Genomic DNA, 23,518 nt, shown 5'->3' on the forward strand with positions numbered 1-23,518 from the left:
CTTCAGCTGTTGGCACGCGCCGCCACGAGCACCGCAACAGGCAATCCGGCCAGGCAGCGGCGTAGCGCCAGCACCCCGTCGGGCGCATCGATCGTGTCCCGACCATTCAGCCAGTCGATCCAAGGCCCCTCGATTCCGCGCGGCAGCACGACCGCCGTATCGCCCCACTGCGCGGGCGCCACGCGCGGTATCCCGGGCGCTTCCCCGAGCAACCGGCTCGCGAGCCGCGTCGCGACGATCACCACGGTGGCGGCCGCGTCGCACCGCGCGAACGCCACCGCGTGTCGCGCGAGCCCGCCGCGCACGCGTAGCGGCACGTACGCGCCGTCCGCGAACGTCGCCGGCCACCGCGCGCGCAGCGCGAGCATCCGCTCGATCAGCGCGCGTTTCACGCGTGAGTCGGGCCAGGCCGGCAGGTACGACGCGACCGGATCGTCGACCCGTTCGGCCGCCAGTGCGTCGAACGGCACGTCGCGCCGGTTGTCCGGATCGACGAGCGAGTGATCCCAGCACTCGGTTCCTTGATAGAGGTCGGGCACGCCGGGCGACGCGATCCGCAGCGCTGTCTGCGTCAGGCTGTTGACGATGCCGGCCGGTGCGATCCGTGCGACGAACGCATGCAGCCGGTGCGCGAAATCGCCGGCGCCGCGCGGCATCAGGATCGCGCGGACGAATGTTTCGCAGGCATGCTCGTAGTCCGGTTCGGGCGCCAGCCAGTCGCTGTGCCGCTTCGCTTCGCGCAATGCTTTCGTCTGCCACTGCGCGACGCGCGCGGCGAGTCCGGCGAGCCCGGCCGCATCGTCGGGCGCGAGTGCCGGCGGCCAGCAGCCGACGAGCGTCTGGTACAGCATCGCCTCCGCGGCCGGCCCCGGCGCCCACGCGAGATCGCGATGCGCGCGGCCCCGGTGCGGCAGGTTCAGCGCGCTCCAGTCGAGCGATACCGCGCGCCATGCGTCCGGGATCTCGCTGAGTACCGCGAGCCGTGCACGCGCGTCCTCGCCGCGCTTGTGGTCGTGCGTGGCCGTCGCGACGAGCCCATGCAGCACGGTGCGCGCGCGGCGCCGGTTGCGTGCGTGGAATGCGCCGCGCGACAGGCTGAAGTCGCCGGCGTCGGCGCCGACCTCGTTGCGCGACAGCAGCCGGCCGTAGCGATAGTGGGCCGTATCCTCGACGCCTTTCGCGGCGAGCGGCGCGGTGAGCTGCGCGAACGCGACGCGCGCCGCGGCCAGCGCGTCGGCGTTCGCGCGCGGCACGCGTGCGGCCGGCAAGCCCAGCCACGCGGCGACGCGATCGAGCGCGAACCGGTCGGCCGGATCGATGGCCGCGCACGCGCTTTCGTACGCGTGCGCGAGCACGCGGCGGTCGTCATCGGCCGGCTCCTCGCGCGGAACCGGATACATTCGGTACACGGGCAGCCGCACCGCCAGTTCGCCCAGCACGCGCCGAATCGCGATCAGGCTGACGTCCCGCGTGGCGGGCGACGCGCGCGCGATCCCGTGCAGCAGCCGCGCGGCGCGCGCATGTTCGACGGCGAGCTGGCGCATCAGCACGCGCCGCTTGCCGTCGAGCGCTTCCTGCGCGAACGTGCGCGACGAGCCCGACACGGCCGCCCAGTGCGCGGCGAGCGGTTCGGCGCCGGCCGGGTCGTGCAGCAGCGCGCCGACGTCGTTCATGAAGTCGTAGCCGGTCGTGCCGGCGACGGCCCAGTCGGCGCGCAGCGATTCGCCCGGCGCGAGGATCTTCTCGACGACGACATACGGCGGCGCGCTGCGCTGCGCGGCCAGTCGTGCATGCAGCCGCCGGCAGTAGGCGCGCGGATCGGCGAGGCCGTCGACGTGATCGACGCGGATGCCGTCGACGAGCCCGGCCGCGTGCAGGCGCAACGGCAGCGCGTGAACGGCGTCGAACACCGCGTCGTCGTCGACGCGGACGGCCGCGAGCGTCGCGATGTCGAAGAAGCGCCGCCAGTTCAGCTCGTCGGCGGCCGTGCGCCACCACGCGAGCCGGTAATGCTGGCGTTCGAGCAGCCGGTGCAGGCTGGTACGCGAGCGCGCGACGCACGGGTCGGCGCCGCGCAGCACCGCGTCGAGCGCGTGCGGGCCGTGCGCGGCCGCGTAATCGCGCAGCGCGGCATGCGCGGCGGCCAGCCGTGCGCTGTCGCGCGCCGGCGCGGCGTCGAAGCGTTCGGCGAGCGCGTTCAGGTCCGCGCGGTTCGCGAGGCGCAGGATGTCGGCATGGGTGGCGGCCGCCACGGGCAGCCGCCGTCCGGGGCACGCGATGAAGAAGCGGCCGCTGGCCGGGTCGGCGCCCAGCGTGATGTCGCCGGCTGCAAGCGCGTCGCCATAGGGCAGGCCGAGACACGGCAGCAGCACCTTGCCGTCGAGCGCCGGATCGGGCGGGTGCCAGTCGATGTCGAAATGGCGCGCGTACGGGCTGGCGGGGCCCCATTCGAGCACGTCGTTCCACCAGCCGTTCGACGAGCCGCCGACGCCCATATGGTTCGGCACGATGTCGACGATCACGCCGAGGCCGCGCGCGCGCAACGCGTCGACGAGCCGATTGAAACCTGCTTCGCCGCCGAGTTCGGGATTGAGCGTGCCGTAATCCACGGTGTCGTAGCCGTGCCGCGAGCCCGGTTCGGCGGTCGCGACCGGCGACAGGTACAGGTGGCTCACGCCGAGCCGCGCGAAGTAGTCGGCGTGCGAAGCCGCGTCGTCGAACGTGAAACCCGCATGAAGCTGCAGCCGCAGCGTCGCGCGCGGCGTCATGCGCCGCGCTCCCTTGAACGGCGCGCCTGCACGACGGCGGCGATGCGTTCGCGCACGTCGGCGTCGAACAGCGTGTCGATTGTGCGCGGCAGCCGTTGCCGCCAGTTCGGATGCCCGCACGGCGGCCCCGGCAGGTTCGGCTGCGCGTCCAGCGCGAGCAGGTCCTCGAGCGGCACGATCGCGAGCGGCGACGGGCTGCGCGCGACGTACGCGAGGATCGCGCCGACCGGCGGGGCATCGGCCGGCGGGGCGGCGGCGCCGGCCGGTGCGCAGCCGGCCTGCTGCAGCGCGTGCCATAACGCCGCGCGTTCGGCGGCGCGTTCCGCGTGCGCGGCGGGAAGGCCGGGGGGCGCGTCGGGCGGCGCCGCGTTGCCGGCTTCCGGGCGCGGCGCGGTGTCGTGCCCGCGCGCCTGCACGATTTCGTCGGAATCGTGCGCACTGGCGTCGTCCGGTGCGGGAGCGGCCACGTCGTGCCTGTCCGGCTCGTCGTGCTGCGCGGCGACCTGGGCCGCGGCTTGCCGCCAGGCCAGGTCGACGCCGCGCCACCAGCCGGCCACGGTCGGCAAATCGTGAGTCGACGTCGTCGCGATCGCGTCGCGGTCCCACTCGGACGGCTGCCGGAACGCGCCGCCCGCGTCGCGCTCGAACCACAGCACGCGCATGCCCGCGACCCCTTGCGCGCCGAGCCGTTCACGAAACCCGGCGGGCACCGTGCCGAGATCCTCGCCGATCGCGAGCGCGCGGTGGCGGGCCGCCTCGAGCGCGACGAGCCGCATCAGATCGTCGACCGGATAACGCAGGTACGCGCCGTCGCGCGGCGAGCCGCCGTCCGGCACGATCCACATCCGCGCGAAGCCGAGCACGTGATCGATGCGGATGCCGCCCGCGTGCGCGAACGCCGCGCGCAGCAGCTCGATGAACGGCACGAAACCTTCCGCGCGCAGCGCGTCCGGCGTCCAGGTCGTCACGCCCCACGCCTGGCCGGCCGCGTTGAACAGGTCGGGCGGCGCGCCGAGCGACACGCCGCGCAGCAGCGTCGCGCCGTGCGCCCACGCGTCGCTGCCCGCGCGATCGGAGCCGACCGCGAGATCGGCGATCAGCCCGGTGGCCATGCCGGCACGGCGTGCCGCATGCTGCGCGTCGCCGAGCGCGCGCGCGGCGCACCATTGCAGGAACGTATGGAACGCGACCGTATCGGCATGCGTGTGCGCGAACGCGTCGACTTCCGCCGATGCCGGGTCGCGCCACGGCGCCGGCCACTGCCGCCAGTCCGCCCCGAGCCCGTGTTCGAGGCAGAACGCCTGCAGCGCATCGAAGCGCGCATGCGCGTCGAGCGCCGCGCCGCCCGTCGCGCGAAACCGCTGGAACGCGTCGCGCGACGGGGCGTCGTCGGCGCGCCACGCGTCGAAGCACGCGCGCAGGCGGCGCAGCTTCAGCGGCAGCACGTGCGGCCAGTCGATCAGCGGCGCATCGGCTGCCGCACCGGCTACGTGACGCACGGACTCGGCGCCCGGCACCGCGTCGCAGTCGAGATACGCGACGTTGTGCCAGCGCCGCGACGACGGCGAATACGGGCTGTCGTGCGCGGGCAGCGCCGGATAGCCGGCGTGCGTCGGGCTGATCGCCACCGCCTGCGCGCCATGCCGCGCCGCTCGCGCGGCCAGCCGCGCGAGCGCGGTGTAGTCGCCCGCGCCGCCGTCGCCCGCGCGGCGCAGGCTGTAGAGCTGCGCCGCGATACCCCAGCGGCTGCCCGCATCCGCCGCACGCGTGTCGAACGGGTGCGTGCGCGGCGGTGCGATCGTCAGCCCGATGCGCCGGTCGCCGACGTCGAGCGCGTGGTAACCGGGCATCGCGAACGGCGGCAGCGCGCCGTGCGCATCCACGCGCCCGTCGATGTGTCCGCCCGCTTCGAGCGTGATCCGGAAGCGCGCGCCCGGTTGCGCGAGCGCGGCGGGCAGGGGCAGCGGCAGGCCCGCGTCGCCGGTCACGACGCGCGGCACCGCCGCATGTCCGCCGGCGAGCGCCGCCGCGCTGTCGACGCGCTGAGCCGCCGTGCCGCACGGCCAGCCCAGCGCGTCGACGAGCGCGGCGAGCGCGCGATCGTCCACCCGCCGCGCGATGCCGCCAGCATCGGTCCAGTCGGCGTCCAGGCCGGCCGCGTGCGCGAGGGTCGAGATCGAAACGTCGGTCGTCATGATCGGCTCTGCCCGTTCGCGCGATGATGCCGCGCATCGTGATTGACCGCACCGTCCCGCCACGCGATGCACGAGCGTGGCGGCAGCTTCAGGTCGGGCAACCGGTCGCGGGCGCGCGGCGGCGTCTCGAACACGATCTTGCCGACCGGCAGTTCGGGCAGTGCCGCGTCGAGCGAGCCGAGATTCAGCGCGATCGACAGCGTGCTGCCGTCGCCGAGGCGCCAGCGCGCGACGAGCGCCGAAGGCTCGCCGTCGCCCGCGAGCAGGTCGACGCCGAGTGCCCGCGCACCCGGCAGATGCGGCGTCACGAGCACCGCGCGCACCGTCAGCGCGCTGCGGTAGAAGCGCTGCCACGCGGCCGCATCGGGCCAGTTGTCGTCCGGCGGATGGTGCGACGACGAACGGACGAACGTCGCGATGTCGTTCGGGTCGGGAATCAGGTCGCGATGCGCGGGATCGGCGAACGCGGGAAACGCCGCGAATTCGCGGCGCCGGCCTTCGCGCACCGCGTCGGCGAGCGCGCCGCGATAGTCGGTGAAGAACTGGAACGGCTGCGTGCTGCCGTCTTCCTCGCCCATGAACAGCAGCGGGATCGGCGGCGCGAGCAGCATCAGCGCGGTGGCCGCGCGCACCGCGTCGTCGTTCGCGAGCGCGCGCAGCCGTTCGCCGAACGCGCGGTTGCCGATCTGGTCGTGGTTCTGCAGGAACGTGACGAACGCGGTGGGCGGAAGATGCGCGCTCGGCTCGCCGCGCGCGGCGCCGTCGTGCAGCGGCGACGGTTCGCCCTGGTACGCGAAACCTTCGCCGAGCGTGCGCGCGAAATGGCGCAGCGGCGCGTCGGCGTACGCGCGGTAGTAGCCGTCGCGCTCGCCGGTCAGCAGCACGTGCGCGCTGTTGTGGAAGTCGTCGTTCCACTGCGCATCGAAACCGCCGGGGCCGAGCAGGCTCGCCGTGTTGCGTTCGTTCTCGAGCACGAGATGAAGGTGGCGTGTGTCGCCCGCAACCGCCCGCACGCGGCGCGCGAGTTCGCGCAGCCACGCGTCGTCGCCGATCGCGTGCGCGGCGTCGATGCGCAGCCCGTCGAAACGGAATTCGTCGAGCCAGTACAGCGCATTCTCGATGAAGAACGCGCTCGTCTGCGGATGCGAAAAATCGATCGCGGGCCCCCACGCGGTCCGCCGGTCGTCGCGGAAGAAGGCGGGCGCGTAGCGCGGCAGCAGGTTGCCTTCGGGGCCGAAGTGGTTGTACACGACGTCGAGGAACACCTGCAGCTCGAGCCCGTGCGCGGTGTCGACGAGCGCCTTCAGTTCCTCGGGCCGCCCGTACGACGCATCGGGCGCGAACGGCTGCACACCGTCGTAGCCCCAGTTGCGCGAACCGGGGAACGCGTTGACGGGCATCAGCTCGACGGCGGTCACGCCGAGCGCGGCAATGGCCGGCAGCCGCCGCTCGACGCTCGCGTAGCCGCCGCATGCGCCGACATGCAACTCGTACAGCACCGTCTCGTGCCACGGCCGGCCGCGCCATGCGCCGTCGCGCCAGCGATACGACGCCGGATCGACGACCTGGCTCGGGCCGTCCACGCCGCCGGGCTGGAAGCGCGACGCCGGGTCGGGCACGGTGAAACCGTCGTCGAGGCGGTAGCGATACAGCGCGCCCGGGCCGCACGGCGCGACCGTCTCGAACCAGCCGTCGCCGACGGGTGTCATCGGGATCGTGTGTTCGCTGTCGTCGTGCAGTTCGACGGCGGCCGTGCGGCTGGCGGGCGCCCAAAACCGGAAGCGCGTGCGTTCGGCATCGACGCAGGTCGCGCCGAACGACGATTCGAACGCGTGCGTGCCGGTTGGACGGTCGGAACGGGATGTCATGGCGGTCCTCAGGAGGGCGGGTCGGGCGGCACGGCGGCCACCGCGATCGCGGCTGCATGCGCGGCGACGTCGAGCCCGTCGGCCGGCCAGTTGCGCGGGCCGGCGTCGGGCGTGGCCGTGTCGACCAGCACGCGATATTCGAGCACCGGCGCGGGCGGCGCGAACACGATCGTCTCGGACGACGCGTTCAGCATCACCAGCAGCGCCTCGGTGCGCCCGGTGCGGCCCGTGCCGACACGCCGCATCGTCAGCGCGCGGCGTTCGCGGTCCTGCCACGCGGGCACGGTCATCGCGGCGCCGCGCTCGTCGAACCAGTCGATCTCGGCCATGCCCGGTGCGGCGTCGCGGTCGCCCGACGGATAACCCGGCGCGGACATCACCGGATACATGCGCCGCAGCGCGGCGAGCCGCGACACGAAGCGCATCAGCGTCACGGCTTCGTCGCCGTGAGCGAGGTCCCAGTCGAGCCACGACAGCTCGTTATCCTGGCAATACGCGTTGTTGTTGCCGTGCTGCGTGCGGCCGAACTCGTCGCCGGCCACCAGCATCGGCGTGCCGAGCGCGGTGAACAGCGTCGCGAGCATCGAGCGCGCGACGCGCGCGCGCACCGCGCGGATCGCGGCATCGTCGGTGGGCCCTTCGGCGCCCCAGTTCGCGCTGCAGTTGTCGTCGCGGCCGTCGCGGTTGTCCTCGCCGTTCGCTTCGTTGTGTTTCGCCGAATACGAGACGAGATCGGCGAGCGTGAAGCCGTCGTGCGCGGTGACGAAATTGACCGATGCCCACGTATGGCGCCGCTGATGGTTGAACAGGTCGGCCGACCCGGCGAGCCGCGCGGCGAGCTCCGGCCGCTGGCCCGCGTCGCCGCGCCAGAAGCGCCGCACGGTGTCGCGAAAGCGGTCGTTCCACTCGGCGAAGCCGGGCGGGTGGCGGCCGAGCTGGTAGCCGCCGGGGCCGAGGTCCCACGGCTCGGTGATCAGCTTGCGCTGCGCGAGCACCGGGTCCTGCCGCAGCGCGTCGAAGAAGCCCGCGCCGGGATCGAAGCCGTGCGCCTCGCGCCCGAGCGTCACGCCGAGGTCGAAGCGGAAGCCGTCGACGTTGAACGCAGTGGCCCAGTAGCGCAGCGAATCCATCACCATCTGCACCACGCGCGGATGCGACAGGTTCAGCGTGTTGCCGCAGCCCGTCTCGTCGACATGAAAGCGCTGGTCGCCCGGCACGAGCCGGTAGTAGCTCGCGTTGTCGAGGCCGCGCCACGACAGCGTCGGGCCGAGCTCGTTGCCCTCGCACGTATGGTTGTAGACGACGTCGAGCACGACCTCGATGCCGGCCGCATGCAGCTGCCGGATCGCGATGCGCATCTCGTCGAGCCGCCGCGTCGCGAGATACGCGGGCTCCGGCGCGAAGAACGCGGCCGTGTCGTAGCCCCAGTAGTTGCGCAGCCCGCGGTTCACGAGCGCGCGCTGCTGCAGGAACGCGTGGACGGGCAGCAGCTCGACCGTCGTCACGCCGATCGACAGCAGGTGGTCGATGAACGCGGGATGCGCGAACGCCGAGAACGTGCCGCGTTCGGGCGGGCGCAACCCGGCGCGGCGCATCGACGTGCCGCGCACGTGGGTCTCGTAGATCACCGTGTTGCGCCACGACACGCGCGGGCGCCGGTCGGTGCTCCAGTCGAACGCCTCGTCGACCACCACGCACTTCGGCATCGCGGGCGCCGAATCGCGGCGGTCCATCGACAGGTCCGCGCGATTCGAATGGACGCGATAGCCGAACAGCGCGTCCGACCAGCGGAACTGGCCGACCAGCTTGCGCGCGTACGGGTCGAGCAGCAGCTTGGTGGAATTGAAGCGATGGCCGTGCTGCGGCTGGTACGGGCCGTCCGCGCGAAACCCGTACACGGTGCCCGGATGCGCGTTGGGCAGGTAGCCGTGCCACACCTCGTCGGTGCATTCGGGCAGGTCGAGGCGCGCGAGTTCCTTGCGGCCGGTCGGATCGAACACGCACAGCTGGATGCGCTGCGCGTGCGCGGAAAACACCGCGAAATTGGTTCCGAGGCCGTCCCAGGTCGCGCCGAGCGGATAGCTGCGGCCGGATTCGAGACGGGCGGGCAGGGCGGTCGGCATGGGGCGGATCTCCGTGTCGAGGGCGCGGGTAATCAGGCGGGGGCCAGCCACAGTGTCGCGAGCGGCGGAAGGCGCAGCAGTGCCGACCACGCCTCGCCGTGCGCGGGCACGGCCTCGGCCCACACGGCGCCGTCGTTGCCGGCGTTGGTGCCGCCGTACGGGGCGGCATCGGTGTTCAGCAGTTCGCGCCACTGCCCGGGGGCGGGCAGGCCGACGCGGTAGGCCGCGCGCGGCACCGGCGTGAAGTTGCAGACGGCGACCACGAGGTGCCCGGCGTCGTCGCGGCGCGCGAACGCGAACACGCTGTTGTCGCGGTCGTCGCCGATCAGCCAGGAGAAGCCGGCCGCGTGGCAGTCGAGCGCATGCAGTGCCGGTTCCGCCGCGTACGTGCGGTTCAGGTCGCGCACGAGCCGCTGCACGCCGCGATGCGCGGGCGCGTCGAGCAGGTCCCAGTGCGGCGTCGCGTCGTGCGCGAACTCGGCCCACTGCGCGAATTCGCTGCCCATGAACAGCAGTTTCTTGCCGGGGTGCGCCCACATGAAGCCGAAGTACGCGCGCAGCGTCGCGAGCCGCTGCCACGCGTCGCCCGGCATCTTCGCGACGAGCGAGCCCTTGCCGTGCACGACCTCGTCGTGCGACAGCGGCAGCACGAAGCGCTCGGAGAACGCGTAGACGAGCCCGAACGTCATCCGGTCGTGGTGATAGCGGCGGTGCACCGGGTCTTCGCGCAGGTACGCGAGCGTGTCGTGCATCCACCCCATGTTCCACTTGAAGTCGAAGCCGAGCCCGCCGTCGCCGGTCGGCGCGGTGACGCCCGGCCACGCGGTCGATTCCTCCGCGACGGTGACGACGCCGGCCGGCGCGGCCGCACCGTGCAGCGTGTCGTTCAGCATGCGCAGGAACGCGACCGATTCGAGGTTCTCGCGGCCGCCGTGCACGTTCGGCACCCATTCGCCTTCCTTGCGCGAATAGTCGCGGTACAGCATCGACGCGACCGCGTCGACGCGGATGCCGTCGACGTGATACCGGCGCGCCCACGCGAGCGCCGACGCGGCGAGGAACGCGCCGACTTCCGTACGCCCGACGTTGAACACGCAGGTGTGCCAGTCGGGATGCAAGCCTTCGCGCGGGTCGGCGTGCTCGTACAGTGCCGTGCCGTCGAACTGCGCAAGGCCATGCGGATCGTCGGGGAAATGCGCGGGAACCCAGTCGACGAGCACGCCGATGCCGGCCGCATGCGCGCGGTCGACGAAGCGCGCGAAGCCGTCGACCGGCCCGAAGCGCGCGGACGGCGCGAACTGCGCGAGCGGCTGGTAGCCCCACGACCCGCCGAACGGGTACTCGGCGATCGGCATGAACTCGATATGCGTGAAGCCCATGCCCCGCGCGTACGGAATCAGCCGCTCGGCGAGTTCGTCCCACGTCGCGCTGCGGTTCATCTCGTCGGGCACGCGTTGCCACGATTCCGGGTGCACCTCGTAGATCGACCACGGCACGCGATAGCGGTCGGCACGCGACCGCGCATGCATCCAGCCGTCGTCGTGCCACGCGAACGCGTCGAGCGCGGCGACGTCGGCGACGACCGACGCCGTGCGCGGCGGCGCCTCGGTCGCGCGCGCACAGGGGTCGGCCTTGTGCGGCAGCACGCGCCCGTCGGCCGCGCGCAGCTCGTACTTGTAGCACTCGCCCGCGCCGATGCCCGGCACGAACAGCTCCCACACGCCCGACGGCTGCCGCAGCCGCATCGGATGGCGGCGGCCGTCCCATGCGTTGAAATCGCCGACCACCGACACGCGCTGCGCGTTCGGCGCCCAGACCGCGAAGCGCACGCCGTCGGTGTCGTCGATGCGCAGCGGCGTCGCGCCGAGGCAGTCGAGCACCGCGGCCGGATCGCCGGCCGACAGGCGCGCGAGCGTCGCGTCGTCGAGCAGCGTGCCGAACGCGTACGCATCGTCGATCACCTGCCGCGCGTCCGGCCAGTCGACCGCGAGCAGGTAGTGCGGGGCGCCGCCGTTGCGCGCGATCGTTCCCGCGAAGCAGCCGGCGCGATCGACGCAGTCGAGCGTGCCGAGTTCGTCGCCGTCGGGCGACAGCACGTGCACGCCGGTCGCGCCGGGCAGCAGCGCGCGCACGACGGTGCGGCCGGTCTGCCCGTGCGGGCCGAGGCACGCGAACGGATCGGGATGACGTCCGGCGAGCAGCGCGTCGATGTCGGACCGTTCGAACAGCGTATCGGTCATCGCGTGCCTCCGTCGTCGGATGCGCCGCCGTCGTCGAGCAGCCGTTCGACCAGCGCCGCGAGCCCGCCGACCGGCACGCTCAGCCAGTCGGGGCGGTTCGCCGCTTCGTAGCACAGCTCGTAAGACGCCTTGTCGATCAGGAACAGCGCGAGCAGGCGGTCGGCGTAGCGCGGATCGACGAAGCGCGCGGGCGCGAGGTCGGCAGCCGCGCGATAGCAGTCGACGAAACGGTCGGCGGCGGCCTGCCCGAAGCGGTCGAACAGCGCACGCTTGCGGCCGGCTGCCTGCGGCGGCGCCTTCTCGATCGCGAACTGCGCGGTCGCGCTCACATACGACAGCGAGCGCAGCAGGCCCGCCACGTCGCGCAGCGGATGCGACTTCGCGCGGCGGCGCTCGAGCGGGCGCGCCGGCTCGCCTTCGAAGTCGATCAGCAGCGCGTCGCCCTGCACGTCGAGCACCTGCCCCAGATGGAAGTCGCCGTGAATCCGCATGCATTGCGCGTCGAGCGTGCGCGGCACGAGTGCGCCGAGGGCCCGCACGGCCGCGTCGCGCGATGCGAGCAGCGTGTCGGCCGCCGCGCGCATCGCGGGATCGAGCGCCTCGAGCCGCGTGTGCAGCACGTCGAGCGCCTGCTCGAACGACGCGATCGCGTCCGCGCACCAGCCGTCGACATGGCCGGGCGTCGCCCGCTCCGGCGCGAACGCGGGGTCGTCGGACGGCTGCGCGAGCGCGACGTGCAACTGGCCGAGCCGCGTGCCGATGATGCCGGCGAACGCCGCGTAGCCGAGCAGCGCCTCGGGTTCCTCGTCCGCTTCGTCGGTTTCGTCGTTGTCCGCGGCCGGCAGCGCGAGCTCGTCCACCGCGCGGCGCAGGAAGTCGAACGAGCGCGTCCACGCGTCGCCCTGGTTGTCCGCATAACGCTGCAGGATCGCGACCGTGTGCGGCGTGCCGTCCGGGTCGACGTGCACGACTTCGCCGGCGAGCGTCGCGGTGTTCGGGTAGCCGATCCGCGTCAGGTAGCGGCTCATTTCCGCTTCCGGATGCACGCCGTGCGCGACCTTGCGCACCAGCTTCAGCACGATCGCGTCGCCGATCACGAGCGAGCTGTTGCTCTGCTCGGCCGCGAGCCAGCGCACTTCGGCGTCGTCGCCGGGGTCGAGCGCGGCGAGCGCGTCTTCCGGTAGGAACGCGAGGCGGCCGCCGTCGGAGGTCGGCACCACGGCGCCGTCGCGCAGCTTGCGCAGCATCCCGCGTGCGAACGCCGGCAGCGCGAACGCGTCGGTCAGGTAGCCGATCGTGTGGCCGCGCCGCACGCGCGCGAGCGCGAGCTGCGTGAACAGCGGCTGCGAGGTCTCGCCGCCCCATGCGGCCGCGAGCGGCACGACGTAGCGTTCGACGTCGCGCTGCGCGCCCGCTTCGACCCAGGCCTCCGCATACTCGAACGGCTCGCCCGGCACCGGCGTGACGACGTTCAGCCTGGCTTCGCCGATCGTGCGGTCCTTCGACGCGAACCAGCGCCGCCGCGCGAGCCACGACGGCAGCGCATCGTGCGCGAGCGTGTGCAGCTGCTCGAGGTTCGGCCGCGCCTCGCCGCGCCGCATCACGAGCGTCACGTATTCGGGCAGCGCTTCCGCGTGCGGCTGCCGCCACGACGGCTCGCGGCCATGTTCGGCGAGCACGAACCACAGGAAGCCGTATGGCGGGAAGGTGAGGAGATACGGGAGCTGGCCGATCGGCGGAAACGGGGAATCCGACGTCATCTCGATCGGTACGCGGCCCGCGAACCCGGACAGGTCGAGTTCGACGGCCTGCGACGCGCGCGACAGGTTCGCGACGCACAGCACCGGATCGTGGCCGTCCAGCTCGCGCAGGTACGCGAGCACCTTGCGGTTCTCCGGGCGCAGGAAGCGGATCGTGCCGCGCCCGAACGCCTGCGACGCGCGGCGGGTCGACAGGATGCGGCGCGTCCAGTTCAGCAGCGAATGCGGGTCGCGCGTCTGCGCCTCGACGTTGACCGCGTCATAGCCGTACAGCGAGCCCATCACCGGCGGCAAGACGAGCAGTTCGGGGTCAGCGCGTGAGAAGCCGCCGTTGCGGTCCGACGACCACTGCATCGGCGTGCGCACGCCGTCGCGGTCGCCGAGATGGATGTTGTCGCCCATCCCGAGCTCGTCGCCGTAATAGATCACCGGCGTGCCGGGCATCGACAGCAGCAGCGAGTTGATCAGCTCGATGCGGCGCCGGTCGCGTTCCATCAGCGGCGCGAGCCGGCGCCGGATGCCGAGGTTCAGCCGCGCGCGCCGGTCGCTCGCGTAGGTCTGCCACAGCAGGTCGCGCTCGGAGTCGGTGACCATCTCGAGCGTCAGTTCGTCGTGGTTGCGCAGGAACACGGCCCACTGGTTGCTCGGCGCGAGCGCCGGCGTCTGCCGCATGATGTCGACGATCGGGAAACGGTCCTCGCTCGCGATCGACATGTAGATGCGCGGCATCAGCGGGAAGTGGAACGCCATGTGGCATTCGTTCTCGTCGCCGAAATACTCCTGCACGTCCTCCGGCCACTGGTTCGCTTCGGCGAGCAGCATCCGGTTCGGGTACTCGGCGTCGATCGTCGCGCGGATCTGCTTCAGGATCGCGTGCGTCTCGGGGAGGTTCTCGTTGTTCGTGCCTTCGCGCTCGACCAGATACGGCACCGCGTCGAGCCGCAGCCCGTCGATGCCGAGGTCGAGCCAGAAGCGCATCACCTGCAGCACCTCGCGCACGACGGCCGGGTTGTCGAAGTTCAGGTCGGGCTGGTGCGAATAGAAGCGGTGCCAGTAGTACTGGCCGGCGAGCGGGTCGTGGGTCCAGTTCGACGTTTCCGTATCGAGGAAGATGATCCGCGTGCCCGCGTATTTCGTGTCGGTGTCGGACCACACGTAGTAGTCGCGGTGGTTCGAGCCCGGTTTCGCGCGGCGCGCGCGCTGAAACCACGGATGCTGGTCCGACGTGTGGTTGATCACCAGCTCGGTGATCACGCGGATGCCGCGCGCATGGGCTTCGCGGATGAAGCGCCGCACGTCGGCGAGCGTGCCGTAGTCGGGATGCACGTCGCGGTAGTCGGCGATGTCGTAGCCGTCGTCGCGGCGCGGCGACGGGTAGAACGGCAGCAGCCAGATCGTGTCGACGCCGAGTTCGGCGATGTAGTCGAGCTTCGCGATCAGGCCGGGGAAATCGCCGATGCCGTCGTTGTTCGAGTCGTAGAACGACTTCACGTGCACCTGGTAGATGATCGCGTCCTTGTACCACAGCGGATCGTCCGCGCAGAGTGCCGGTGCGCGGCGGCGCGCGCGGCGCCGGCGCGGCGTGCCGGCCGGCTCGAGCGACGGGAACTGTGCGCGACGTACGTCGTCGAGGGAATCTTCGCGTTTCATCATCCATGGGCTCCCGAAATGGGCCGGGCGTCGCCCGGTTCGCGCGCCGCCGCCCGCGCGGCGCCTGGAGACGGCGTGAGCCGCCAGATCGCATACGGCCGCACGTGCGGATCGAGCGAGACGTACTGGCGATGCCCGCGCCAGGTTTGCGCGTGCGTGGCGTCCTGTTCGAGCGCGTCGAGCGGTTCGCCGTCGACGAGCCCGAAACCGCGCCACAGCGATGCGTCGAGCGTGAAGTTCGCGACCTGCGGATGCCACGGGTCGGTGCTGATCGCGACGGCGACCACGCTGTCGAACGCCGGCGTTGCCTTCACGAACACGAGCACCGCGTCGTTGTCCGCGTCGGCGAACGTGATGCCGAGATGCGTCTGCAGTGCCGGGTGAGCGCGTCGCGCGCGGTTCAGCCGCGCGATCTCGGCGCCGATGTGCGCGGCGCGGCGCCAGTCGCGCGCGCGCAGCTCGTACTTCTCCGCGTTCGCGTATTCCTCGCTGTCCGGCAGCGGCGCCGATTCGCCGAGCTCGAAGCCCGAGTACATGCCCCACGACCCGGCCAGCGTCGCCGCGAGCGCCGCGCGGATCACGAACTGCGTGCGCGGCGCGTTCTGCAGGTGGCGCGGGTTGATGTCGGGCGTGTTGACGAAGAAGTTCGGGCGGAAGAACTCGCGCGCGGGGCCGGCCGTCAGCTCGGTCAGGTAGTCGATGAATTCGCGCTTCGACTCGCGCCACGTGAAGTACGTGTACGACTGCGAGAAGCCGACTTTCGCGAGGCGATACATCATCCCCGGCCGCGTGAACGCCTCGGACAGGAACATGACGTCCGGATGCCGGCCGCGCACGTCGTCGATCATCCATGCCCAGAACGGCAGCGGCTTCGTGTGCGGGTTGTCGACGCGGAAGATCCGCACGCCCGCGTCGACCCAGAACAGGATCGCGTCGCGCAGCGCGAGCCACAGGTCGGGCAACGCATCGGGCGCGTAGAAATCGGGGTTCACGATGTCCTGGTAGCGCTTCGGCGGATTCTCCGCGAAGCGCAGCGAACCGTCGGGCCGCCACGCGAACCAGCCCGGATGCGCGGCGAGCCACGGATGGTCGGGCGAGCACTGGATCGCGAAATCGAGCGCGATCTCGAGCCCGTGACCGCGCGCGGCGTCGACCAGCGCGCGGAACGATTCGAGCGTGCCGAGCTGCGGATGCACGGCCGTGTGGCCGCCGTCCGGCGAGCCGATCGCATACGGGCTGCCGACGTCGTCGGGGCCGGCCGTCAGGCTGTTGTTGCGGCCCTTGCGCGCGGTCGTGCCGATCGGGTGGATCGGCGGGAAATACAGCACGTCGAAACCCATGTCGCGGATGCGCGGCAGGTGCGCGATCACGTCGTCGAACGTGCCGTGCCGGTCCGGATCGTCGCTCGCCGAGCGCGGAAACATCTCGTACCAGCTCGAGAAGCGCGCCGCGCGGCGCTCGACGTCGACCGGGAAGGGTGTCGTGTGCGTGACGAACGGGCGGTAGCGCAGCGCCGCGAACGCATCGGCGAGCGGCGCCGCGCCGAGTTGCGCGAGCCGCGCGTCGGCCGGCGCGTCCTTGAACCCGGCGGCCAGCTGTTCCATCCGCGCGAGCGCGCGCGCATCGAGCGGATCGGCGAGCCTGAGCGCGGTCGCGAGCAGCAGCTGCGCTTCGCGCAGTTCGAGCGTCACGTCCTGGCCGGCCGCGTCTTTCTTCGCGACATCGTCGACGAGCGACGCCCAGTCGTCGCGCCACGCGATCACGCGAAACTCATGGCGGCCGAGCCGGTCGAGCGTGACGCGTGCGTGCCAGCCGTCGTTCGGTTCGGCTTCGAACGGGATTTCGCGCCAGTCGTCGTCGCCGGCGGCGCGCCACTGCAGCGCGGCCGCGAGATGCGCGTGCCCGTCGGTGAAGATCGATGCATGGACGACGAGCGTCTCGCCGATCACGCGCTTGACCGCGAAGCGGCCGCCGTCGACCGACGGCTCGACGTGCTCGATCGCGATCCGGTCGGCCGCGAGCGCGGCGGACAGCGCGCCGCGCTCGCGCGCGGCGTCGGCGCGTGTCGTGGCGGGCGGGGCCGGCCACGCATGCAGCAGCGCGTATGCGCCGGGTTCGAGCGTGAACGGTTCGAGCGCGGCGGGCGGATTGGCTTGCGCACCGTCGTGCGTGACGACCCGCGTGAAGCCGCCCGGCACGCCGGGCAGGATCGTCGCGGGGTCGACCGTTGCCGCCGCGTCGAGATCGGGATTCAGGGCGATCAGCAGCGCGGCTTCGTCGTGTTCGAGCGACGGCCCGATGCCGCGCAGCAGCGCGGTCGCCGCCGCGCCGGGCGCGCTCAACTGCACGATCTCGCCGCGCGCGGCCGCGACGGGCGTGGCGCGGCGCCACGCGTTCGCATCGGCGATCGCACCGGACAGGTCGAAGCGCGCGCGCTCGAACGCGGCGCGGTAGCGCGCCGCATCGGCGTCGCGCGCCATCAGCGGCACCGTGACGCCGCGTTCGAAGCCCATCGGCACGAGCCAGCCGGTGCCGACGGCCGCGGCCGTCCACAGCGCGCGGCGATAGGCGCGGGCGACGGTATCGTCCGGCGCGTCGGGCCAGTCGTCGGCGAGGCGCGCGCCGTCGAACGCGTCGGGAAACGCGATCGGCGAGCCGATGCGCCGCAGCAGCCGGTGTTCGTCGACGAACCACGGCGCGCGCAGGTCCCACCAGCGTACCGATGAAAACACCGCGTCGAACCCGGTGCCTTCGAGCTGCGCGAGCGCGTCCCGCGCATGGCCGGGCACGCCCGCGAGCACCGCGACGTCCGGGCGCGCCCGGCGCAGCGCCGCGCGCCAGCCCGGCCACCAGTCGGCCGGCAGGTGATGCGGCGCGTCGACCAGGAAGCCGGCGGCACCCGCATCGGCGAATGCGCAGAGGTGCGCACACCACCACGCGGAAAGCCCGTCGCGTACCGCGTCGCTGTCGAGGTTCGCGTGGGCGACGTCCAGCGCGTGCGCGGTGCCGCGCGGATCGATCAGCGCGTCGTCGTGCGTGCGCTCGACGTACCAGTCCGGATGCTCGGCGCGTAGCGGGTTGTCGCGCGCGATGCGATCCGGCACGGCTTCGAGCAGCAGGCGCAGGCCGTGGCCGTGCGCGAGCTGCGCGAGCCGCGAGAAGGTTTCGAGTGCGCTTGCACGCGTCGCGAACGATCGGGCCGGACGCCGGAAATCGGCCACGTGACGCGGAAAGCCGGCGACGCTCGCGGCCCAGAAGCCGCCGACCAGCACGTGATCGAAGCCCATGCCCGCGATGTGCGCGAATGTCTGCGGCCATGCGTCGAGCGGCCCGACGAGGCGGGCGTCGCAGAAATAGATATGCGGGGCGAAGGTCGGCGTGGAGTCCATGGCGTGGCGCGGGGCGGGTGGCGGCAGTCGATAGCGCCGATGTGCCGCAACGCGCGTGCCCGCCTGGCGGTGTCCCGCCGGGCAAGGCGTGTGCGGGAAGCCGGCCGGTGCCGGGACTGTCGTTTTTACATGAACGCCGGGTACATGCATGCACTTACATGCGCGGTATCGAGCGGATATCCGTGCTGTCGCCCGTGCCGCGATCGTCGTCCGCGTCGGGCAGCGGCGCGCCGGGGTCGTAGCGCACCACGGCGCCGTGTTCGATCCGGTGCGCGAACGGCGGCGGCGGGTCGATCTCGTCGCCGAAGCGCGCGCGCACGAACGCGCGCAGCAGCGCCACGCGGGCATCGCGGGCGTGCGCGCCGCAGGTCGACGGGCCGTCGGCGAAGGTGGCGTCGCATTCGACGTCGTCGCCGTGGCGGGTGATCCGCAGATCGTCGACGCGGTCGAGTACCGTGCCGGCGTCGGCCCACGATGTCGATGGCGTGAACGGGGCATCGAGGTGCCGGAACGCGTCACAGGCGGCCGTCACGACGACGGTCGGCGTGACGGCGGTGAAGCGCAGCGTGTCTTCGTCGTCCACGCACAGTGCGCGGGCGCACCAGTAGTCGAGTGCCTGTCCGTCGAGGGCGTCGGTTCGCATGGGTGGGCTCCGTCCGGTCGAAACCGGCTCACCGCGCAAGCGACGTGCCCGCCGCGGGCGTCACGCGCATTCGCGCGACCGGCGGATAGTGGTCGGACGCATGCCGCGCGCGCACGCTGCGATGCACGGCCACGTCGGCCGGCAGCTCGCCCGGATGGGCCCGGATCGGGGCCAGCGAGAACACCGGGGCACACGGCCGGGAACGTGCGGGGCGCCGTCGGCCGTCGCGTCGGCGCGTGGCGAGTGTCGCGCGATCCCGAACGATCATCGCGCGTCGACGTCCCGGTCGCCGTCGATATGCTGCAGCAGCGCGTCGCAGCGTGCGCGCAGCGCCTGCAGTTCGGGCGAATCCGCATCGAGCCGCACGCGTTCGCCGCCGGCCGGATCGCCGTGCGCGACCGCGATGGCGTAGATGCCTTGCGCGATCGTCGTCGAGGCGTCCGCGATCTTGATTCGCTCGAGCCATCCGCATTCGGCGCGATGGCAGGCGAGCCATGCGCGCAGCGCGTCCACGAGCTGGCGGGTCGAGAGCCATGCGCCGGACCGCATGCGCGCGGCCAGCTGGCACGACACGAGATGGGAGAGCAGGTCGGCGCGGGTCACGCGAAGCTCCTTGACGCGGTATCGGGTTGACAGGTCCGTACGCAGGCGATGCTTTGCAGCGTTTCGCAGATGGCGGCGAATTCCGGTCCGCTGGTGCGCGAGAACGAAACCGAAATGTCGTCGGTGTCGGGATTGTCGTCCGACTGCTGGACGATGAACCGCTTCACGCGCACCCGGCCGGGGCCGAGCGCTTCGTGCAGCGTGCCGAGCGTCAGGCCGCCGCGCTCGACCACGAGCTGCAGCGTGCGTTGCTGGCGCTGCGCGATGAAGCGGCGCTCGAGCGGCTTCACGCCCGCGAGGATCGCGAGCACGATCGCCGTCGCGCCGACCGACGCAACCACCATGCCGCCGCCCGCGGCAAGGCCGACACCGGCCACTGCCCACAGGCTCGCGGCGGTCGTCAGCCCGCGCACGACTTCGCCGCGCAGCAGGATCGAGCCCGCGCCGAGAAAGCCGATGCCGGACACCACCTGCGCGGCGACCCGCGACGGGTCGAGCACAACGCCGTTTTGCCCGCGCACGTCTTCGAAGCCGAACGTCGACACCAGCATCACGAGCGCGGAGCCCACGCACACGAGCATGTGCGTGCGCAGCCCGGCGGCCCAGTTCAGGCGTTCGCGTTCGAGCCCTATCACGCTGCCGAGCAGCGCGGCCAGCAGCAGGCGTCCGAGAAGTTCGAGGTGGCCGATCATGATGGGAAATCCTTGCGGCCCGCGCGAGGCGGCCCGGAGCGGTCAAGACTGTCGATACCGGTCGATACGTAACGGGACGCAAGCCGCGTGCCGGCCGGGCACGGCGCGTGCGCACAAGGTTCGCCGCGCGCGCGGTGGTCACGCGGCGCGCATTTTTTGCATCGGAATCGCAGATAAGGACAGGAGGCCACCATGCAACATCAACAGGACGCACAGGTTCGCGACCCGTATCGCGGTCACGAAATCCTCGTCTGGGCCCGGCGCGACGAACGCGGCGCGTGGCGCGACGAGGTGCAGGTGTATGTCGGCGGCGCGCGCATCGAGCTGACCGTGCCGGAGCCGCCCGGCCCCGAATGGCTGACCGAGGTCGACGCGCTGCGCGCGGGCGTCGAGCGGGGTCGGTACCTGATCGACAAGCGCGTGGATGACGACTGACCGGCTTGGCGGTTGCGGTGACGGGTGTTCATCGTTGCATGCGCGGCCCGCGTGGAAGGAACCGGTGAGCGATCCGCGCGCGCCCTTTATGTTTACCGCTACGACCCCGATCGAGACGTGCGGTCGTCCTTGCAGCGCTGCTGGATCGACGCGAGTCCTGACGATCGCATGCTGCTCGTCATGAAAATGACGCGATCAGTCGTTGCAGCAAAGGTATTCGCGCCGTCCACCCGTCCATCCTGGAAGGCGGCATGGCGACGAAGCGCAACGGAGACGACTTCGATTGGTCGTAGTAGAAAATATTGTCGTCGCCGTACTCTAGTTCCCGAGGGGCCGCATCGTTAATCGTGCGCACCGCGAAATACCGCTCCGCCAGCACATCCCCTGCCGGCCCTATCACTTGGAGCCGAATTTCGTCGCCGTCGCCAAACGAGCGACGTGCCCCACATAGCTCGATTTTGTATTTCTCGCCACCGAACTCTTTCGTTCCTCCGTTAAGAGCCCGAGTATAGCTTTCGCAACCCTCGTATGATTTCCGCAATGTAAGAGACAGAATCGCCAGCGTCAAAACGAGCGCGATCACGATTAAATTTTTTCTGGTGACCTGCATATTTCACCCAGGCTTAATTTAATGGGATTTGTCAATTTAAGATATCGTAATTCGGAATATATCACAAAATCCTCTCCGCGATTATGCTTGATTCGCCAGTCGTTGTAGGTTTTGTTGAAAACAGGATAGTACACATCACACGACCTGAATTTCTTGACTAGACCTTTTCGCGTGTCGATCGGTTTATCCAGGAAATCATCGATCAGATACTTCCATTTGATCTTCGACTCAACCTCGATGGAGTTGCCAAGATTCGAATTGACGCCGCCTCGATACAGAAGCTCCCTGATTCTTCCTCCGTTCGTAATAACCATGGCATTCTTATTCCAGTGTCCCAGGTACTGGCTACTTGATGGCGACTTCTCGTCATTGAAGGAATAGCTATCTTTTATGTACGCATAGATATGTGTTATGGATGCGGTCAAGTCGATGCAGTAGGATTTGGTTTTTTCATGATTATCGTATTTGTAATATCTGTCTCCGGAAAACTACGCACGCCCAATGGCGGCATAGATGTTGAAGTTCGCCAGAGCAGCCGTCAAATCTGTCGGTGCATACGGGAGACCTCCTGTCGTGTCGAAGCTGGACACGTTAACGAGCTGAAATTGCCATTTTCTGCAAAATTCGACGAGATTATCTTTGTCACCGACCGTCTGAAAATCGAAAGCTACCGAAGATGCGAATTTTTCTTTCACCACATGCCGCAGCATATCTCTCAACCTTGCTCTGGCATTTTCATTGTAGATATTTTTCGAGATAAGCTCGTCATACCGCTTTTTGACTTTCCCAAACTTGAGGGCCCAGTCAAGGGTGACGGTGGCATTGTCAAACGGCTGGTCCGTTTTGAAGCTGTTGTCCCAAACGTGCTTGGGGCCACTGAACCATCGTCTGGCGAGCCTGGCCGCAACAGGCCACTTCATTCGTTTCATCGCCTCAGGAACATCCAGCAGGTCGAAGGGAGGGGGATGCTCGCAATCTTCGGCGTCGGCTGGCTCGGACGACTTGCGAGGCGATGCTTGCGTGGGTGGAGGCGTCGTTGCTGGATCAGGCGCTTTCAGCGCCTCGGGTTTTGCTGGTTTGGACTCGGGAGGCTTGAGGGGCTTGGGTTCACCCGGAGCAAGCTTGTCCATGCAAACCCCGTGCGGTGTATTCAAGGGAACACACCCGCTGACGCCAGCGTATTCCTTCCACTTCGGCAATGAGAATGGGATCGATGATGTCTTGATTTCATAATGCGGCACTTTCTTTACGTCCGGCATAGGGCTTCTGATAGTGATCTTTGAAATAGACGGGGAAAGAATTAATCCATACCCCAAAAAATCGAGCGGAAAAAAATGAAAACAACTGTCACATCATCCTGCGTACTAGACCGGCGTAAAGAAACGGACAGCCCTCGCAGGAGACGAACGGCAGCGCATTCCTGCTGCCTCAGCGTTTCCGCTTTGACTTGCTGATAGATGCAGGCGGCTCCTGTCAGCGTGTCGGCAACGCCTATTCGTTCATCGAAACTCGTCTAGTCTACCGGGATGCGGAATCGCGGCCACTGATGTCAGGGGAAGTGATCTTGTAATAGATCGGCGAATTAAATAATCGCGTCTACTCGCGAATCGCTAATTATGTTTCTCGCATGCGTGAAATTCACGGTTTCACAGATATTCGCGTGTGGTCATTATTTGTTGGCAAAAACGCGCAGGCGTCGCTCGCAGTGAGCGTTGATCCTGACGTTGTACGCATCACGCTCTTTGTGCCTACCGCGAAGCCCGACGTGAATGCCGGACAATTGTGCGCAATTGCTGCACCGCCCGTCGTGTAGCCCCGTTGTCAGCGCCGACAGGCCGGCCGACGCCTACGGCCGCGCCGCGATCTCGTCGAGATGCCACAGCAGATCGGCCGGATCGTCGTACACGCGCAGCGCGCCCGCGCGTTCCAGCTCGTCGCTGCCGTAACCGCCCGACAGCAGCCCGACGCCGAGCGAGCGGCAGCGGCTCGCGGCGAGCATGTCCCAGATGCTGTCGCCGACCACGACCGTGTGTTCGATCGGCACGTTCAGTTGCGCGGCGGCCGTCAGGAACAGGTCGGGGTCGGGCTTCGCGTACTTGACCTGGTCGCGCGTGACCACGACCTGCTTCGCCGGATCGACGCCGAGCGCCTCGAGATTGATGGCGGCCGTTTCCATTCGTCCGCTGGTCGCGATCGCCCAGCGGATGCCCGCCGCCGACAGCGCGGCGAGCAATTCGCGCGCGCCGGGCAGCGGCCGGACCTGCGCGCGCAGCCGCTGGTACGCGGCCGCATGCAGGCGGGCAAGGCGCTCGACGCGCTCGGCGTCGAGGTTGCCCGACGTCTCCCGCAGCAGCTGATTCAGGAACAGGCCGCCGCTCATGCCGATCTTGCGGTGGATGCGCCACACCGACAGTTCGATGCCTTCGGCATCGAGCGCCTCCTTCCACGCGAGCACGTGCTGATAGACGCTGTCGACGAGCGTGCCGTCGAGATCGAACAGAAATGACGTTTCAATGCGCATGTGAATCTCCTGGCTCGCCGG

At 70.0% G+C, this 23,518-nt stretch carries 13 protein-coding genes and 2 pseudogenes; 1 reads left to right on the plus strand and 14 read right to left on the minus strand.

All coding sequences use genetic code 11. The features are described from left to right. Window positions 1-2: 2 nt before the first annotated feature. The 11 genes and pseudogenes from treY to ABIC51_RS30275 form a co-directional block, all read right to left on the minus strand. The gene (gene treY / locus ABIC51_RS30225) at window positions 3-2,768 is read right to left on the minus strand and encodes a malto-oligosyltrehalose synthase (RefSeq protein WP_354006756.1); all 2,766 of its coding nucleotides are present in this window, start codon (window positions 2,766-2,768) and stop codon (window positions 3-5) included. After that, complete coding sequence (gene malQ / locus ABIC51_RS30230) at window positions 2,765-4,963, minus strand: 4-alpha-glucanotransferase (protein ID WP_354006757.1); 2,199 nt, start codon at window positions 4,961-4,963, stop codon at window positions 2,765-2,767. The genes treY and malQ overlap by 4 nt, the downstream gene beginning before the upstream one ends. Then, window positions 4,960-6,831, minus strand: a complete 1,872-nt coding sequence (gene treZ / locus ABIC51_RS30235) for a malto-oligosyltrehalose trehalohydrolase (protein ID WP_226230933.1) — start codon at window positions 6,829-6,831, stop codon at window positions 4,960-4,962. The genes malQ and treZ overlap by 4 nt, the downstream gene beginning before the upstream one ends. Before the next feature lie 8 nt (window positions 6,832-6,839). Further along, window positions 6,840-8,954 carry a glycogen debranching protein GlgX gene (glgX, locus tag ABIC51_RS30240; protein WP_059687741.1) on the minus strand — a complete coding sequence of 705 codons (2,115 nt, stop codon included), beginning with the start codon at window positions 8,952-8,954 and terminating at the stop codon, window positions 6,840-6,842. Between the two features lie 32 nt (window positions 8,955-8,986). Further along, window positions 8,987-11,194, minus strand: a complete 2,208-nt coding sequence (glgB, locus tag ABIC51_RS30245; protein WP_354006758.1) for a 1,4-alpha-glucan branching protein GlgB — start codon at window positions 11,192-11,194, stop codon at window positions 8,987-8,989. Further along, complete coding sequence (treS, locus tag ABIC51_RS30250) at window positions 11,191-14,604, minus strand: maltose alpha-D-glucosyltransferase (RefSeq protein ID WP_060084592.1); 3,414 nt, start codon at window positions 14,602-14,604, stop codon at window positions 11,191-11,193. The genes glgB and treS overlap by 4 nt, the downstream gene beginning before the upstream one ends. After that, window positions 14,604-17,993, minus strand: a complete 3,390-nt coding sequence (locus ABIC51_RS30255; RefSeq protein WP_226128990.1) for a maltotransferase domain-containing protein — start codon at window positions 17,991-17,993, stop codon at window positions 14,604-14,606. Before ABIC51_RS30255 ends, treS begins: the two co-directional genes overlap by 1 nt. 154 nt (window positions 17,994-18,147) lie before the next feature. Then, a complete protein-coding gene (locus ABIC51_RS30260) occupies window positions 18,148-18,636 on the minus strand; it encodes a phage protein NinX family protein (protein ID WP_060194507.1) in 489 nt (162 codons plus the stop codon). A gap of 28 nt (window positions 18,637-18,664) precedes the next feature. Beyond that, window positions 18,665-18,863 (minus strand): annotated as a pseudogene (locus tag ABIC51_RS30265) (endonuclease/exonuclease/phosphatase family protein); the annotation flags it as partial. Window positions 18,864-18,900: 37 nt separating this feature from the next. Next, on the minus strand, window positions 18,901-19,239 hold the full coding sequence (locus tag ABIC51_RS30270) for a hypothetical protein (RefSeq protein ID WP_027792546.1): 339 nt from the start codon (window positions 19,237-19,239) through the stop codon (window positions 18,901-18,903). After that, the gene (locus ABIC51_RS30275) at window positions 19,236-19,931 is read right to left on the minus strand and encodes an MgtC/SapB family protein (protein WP_060084532.1); all 696 of its coding nucleotides are present in this window, start codon (window positions 19,929-19,931) and stop codon (window positions 19,236-19,238) included. The genes ABIC51_RS30270 and ABIC51_RS30275 overlap by 4 nt, the downstream gene beginning before the upstream one ends. 192 nt (window positions 19,932-20,123) lie before the next feature. Between ABIC51_RS30275 and ABIC51_RS30280 the strand changes: the two genes are divergently transcribed. Beyond that, entirely contained in the window at window positions 20,124-20,366 is a 243-nt protein-coding gene (locus tag ABIC51_RS30280) for a DUF6566 family protein (RefSeq protein ID WP_124545418.1), read from the plus strand. Between the two features lie 178 nt (window positions 20,367-20,544). Here ABIC51_RS30280 and ABIC51_RS30285 read toward each other — a convergent pair whose 3' ends face one another. From ABIC51_RS30285 to ABIC51_RS30295, 3 genes and pseudogenes are all read right to left on the minus strand, one after another. Beyond that, window positions 20,545-20,976, minus strand: coding sequence for a hypothetical protein (locus ABIC51_RS30285; protein WP_226129080.1), 432 nt, complete (start codon window positions 20,974-20,976; stop codon window positions 20,545-20,547). Then, window positions 20,952-22,235, minus strand: a pseudogene (locus tag ABIC51_RS30290) (DUF6402 family protein). Before ABIC51_RS30290 ends, ABIC51_RS30285 begins: the two are co-directional and overlap by 25 nt. Before the next feature lie 587 nt (window positions 22,236-22,822). After that, a complete protein-coding gene (locus tag ABIC51_RS30295; protein ID WP_059687748.1) occupies window positions 22,823-23,497 on the minus strand; it encodes an HAD family hydrolase in 675 nt (224 codons plus the stop codon). Window positions 23,498-23,518: the final 21 nt, after the last annotated feature.

The sequence above is a fragment of the Burkholderia sp. 572 genome, assembly GCF_040545135.1.
In the GTDB taxonomy this organism is placed as follows: Bacteria; Pseudomonadota; Gammaproteobacteria; order Burkholderiales; family Burkholderiaceae; genus Burkholderia; species Burkholderia cepacia.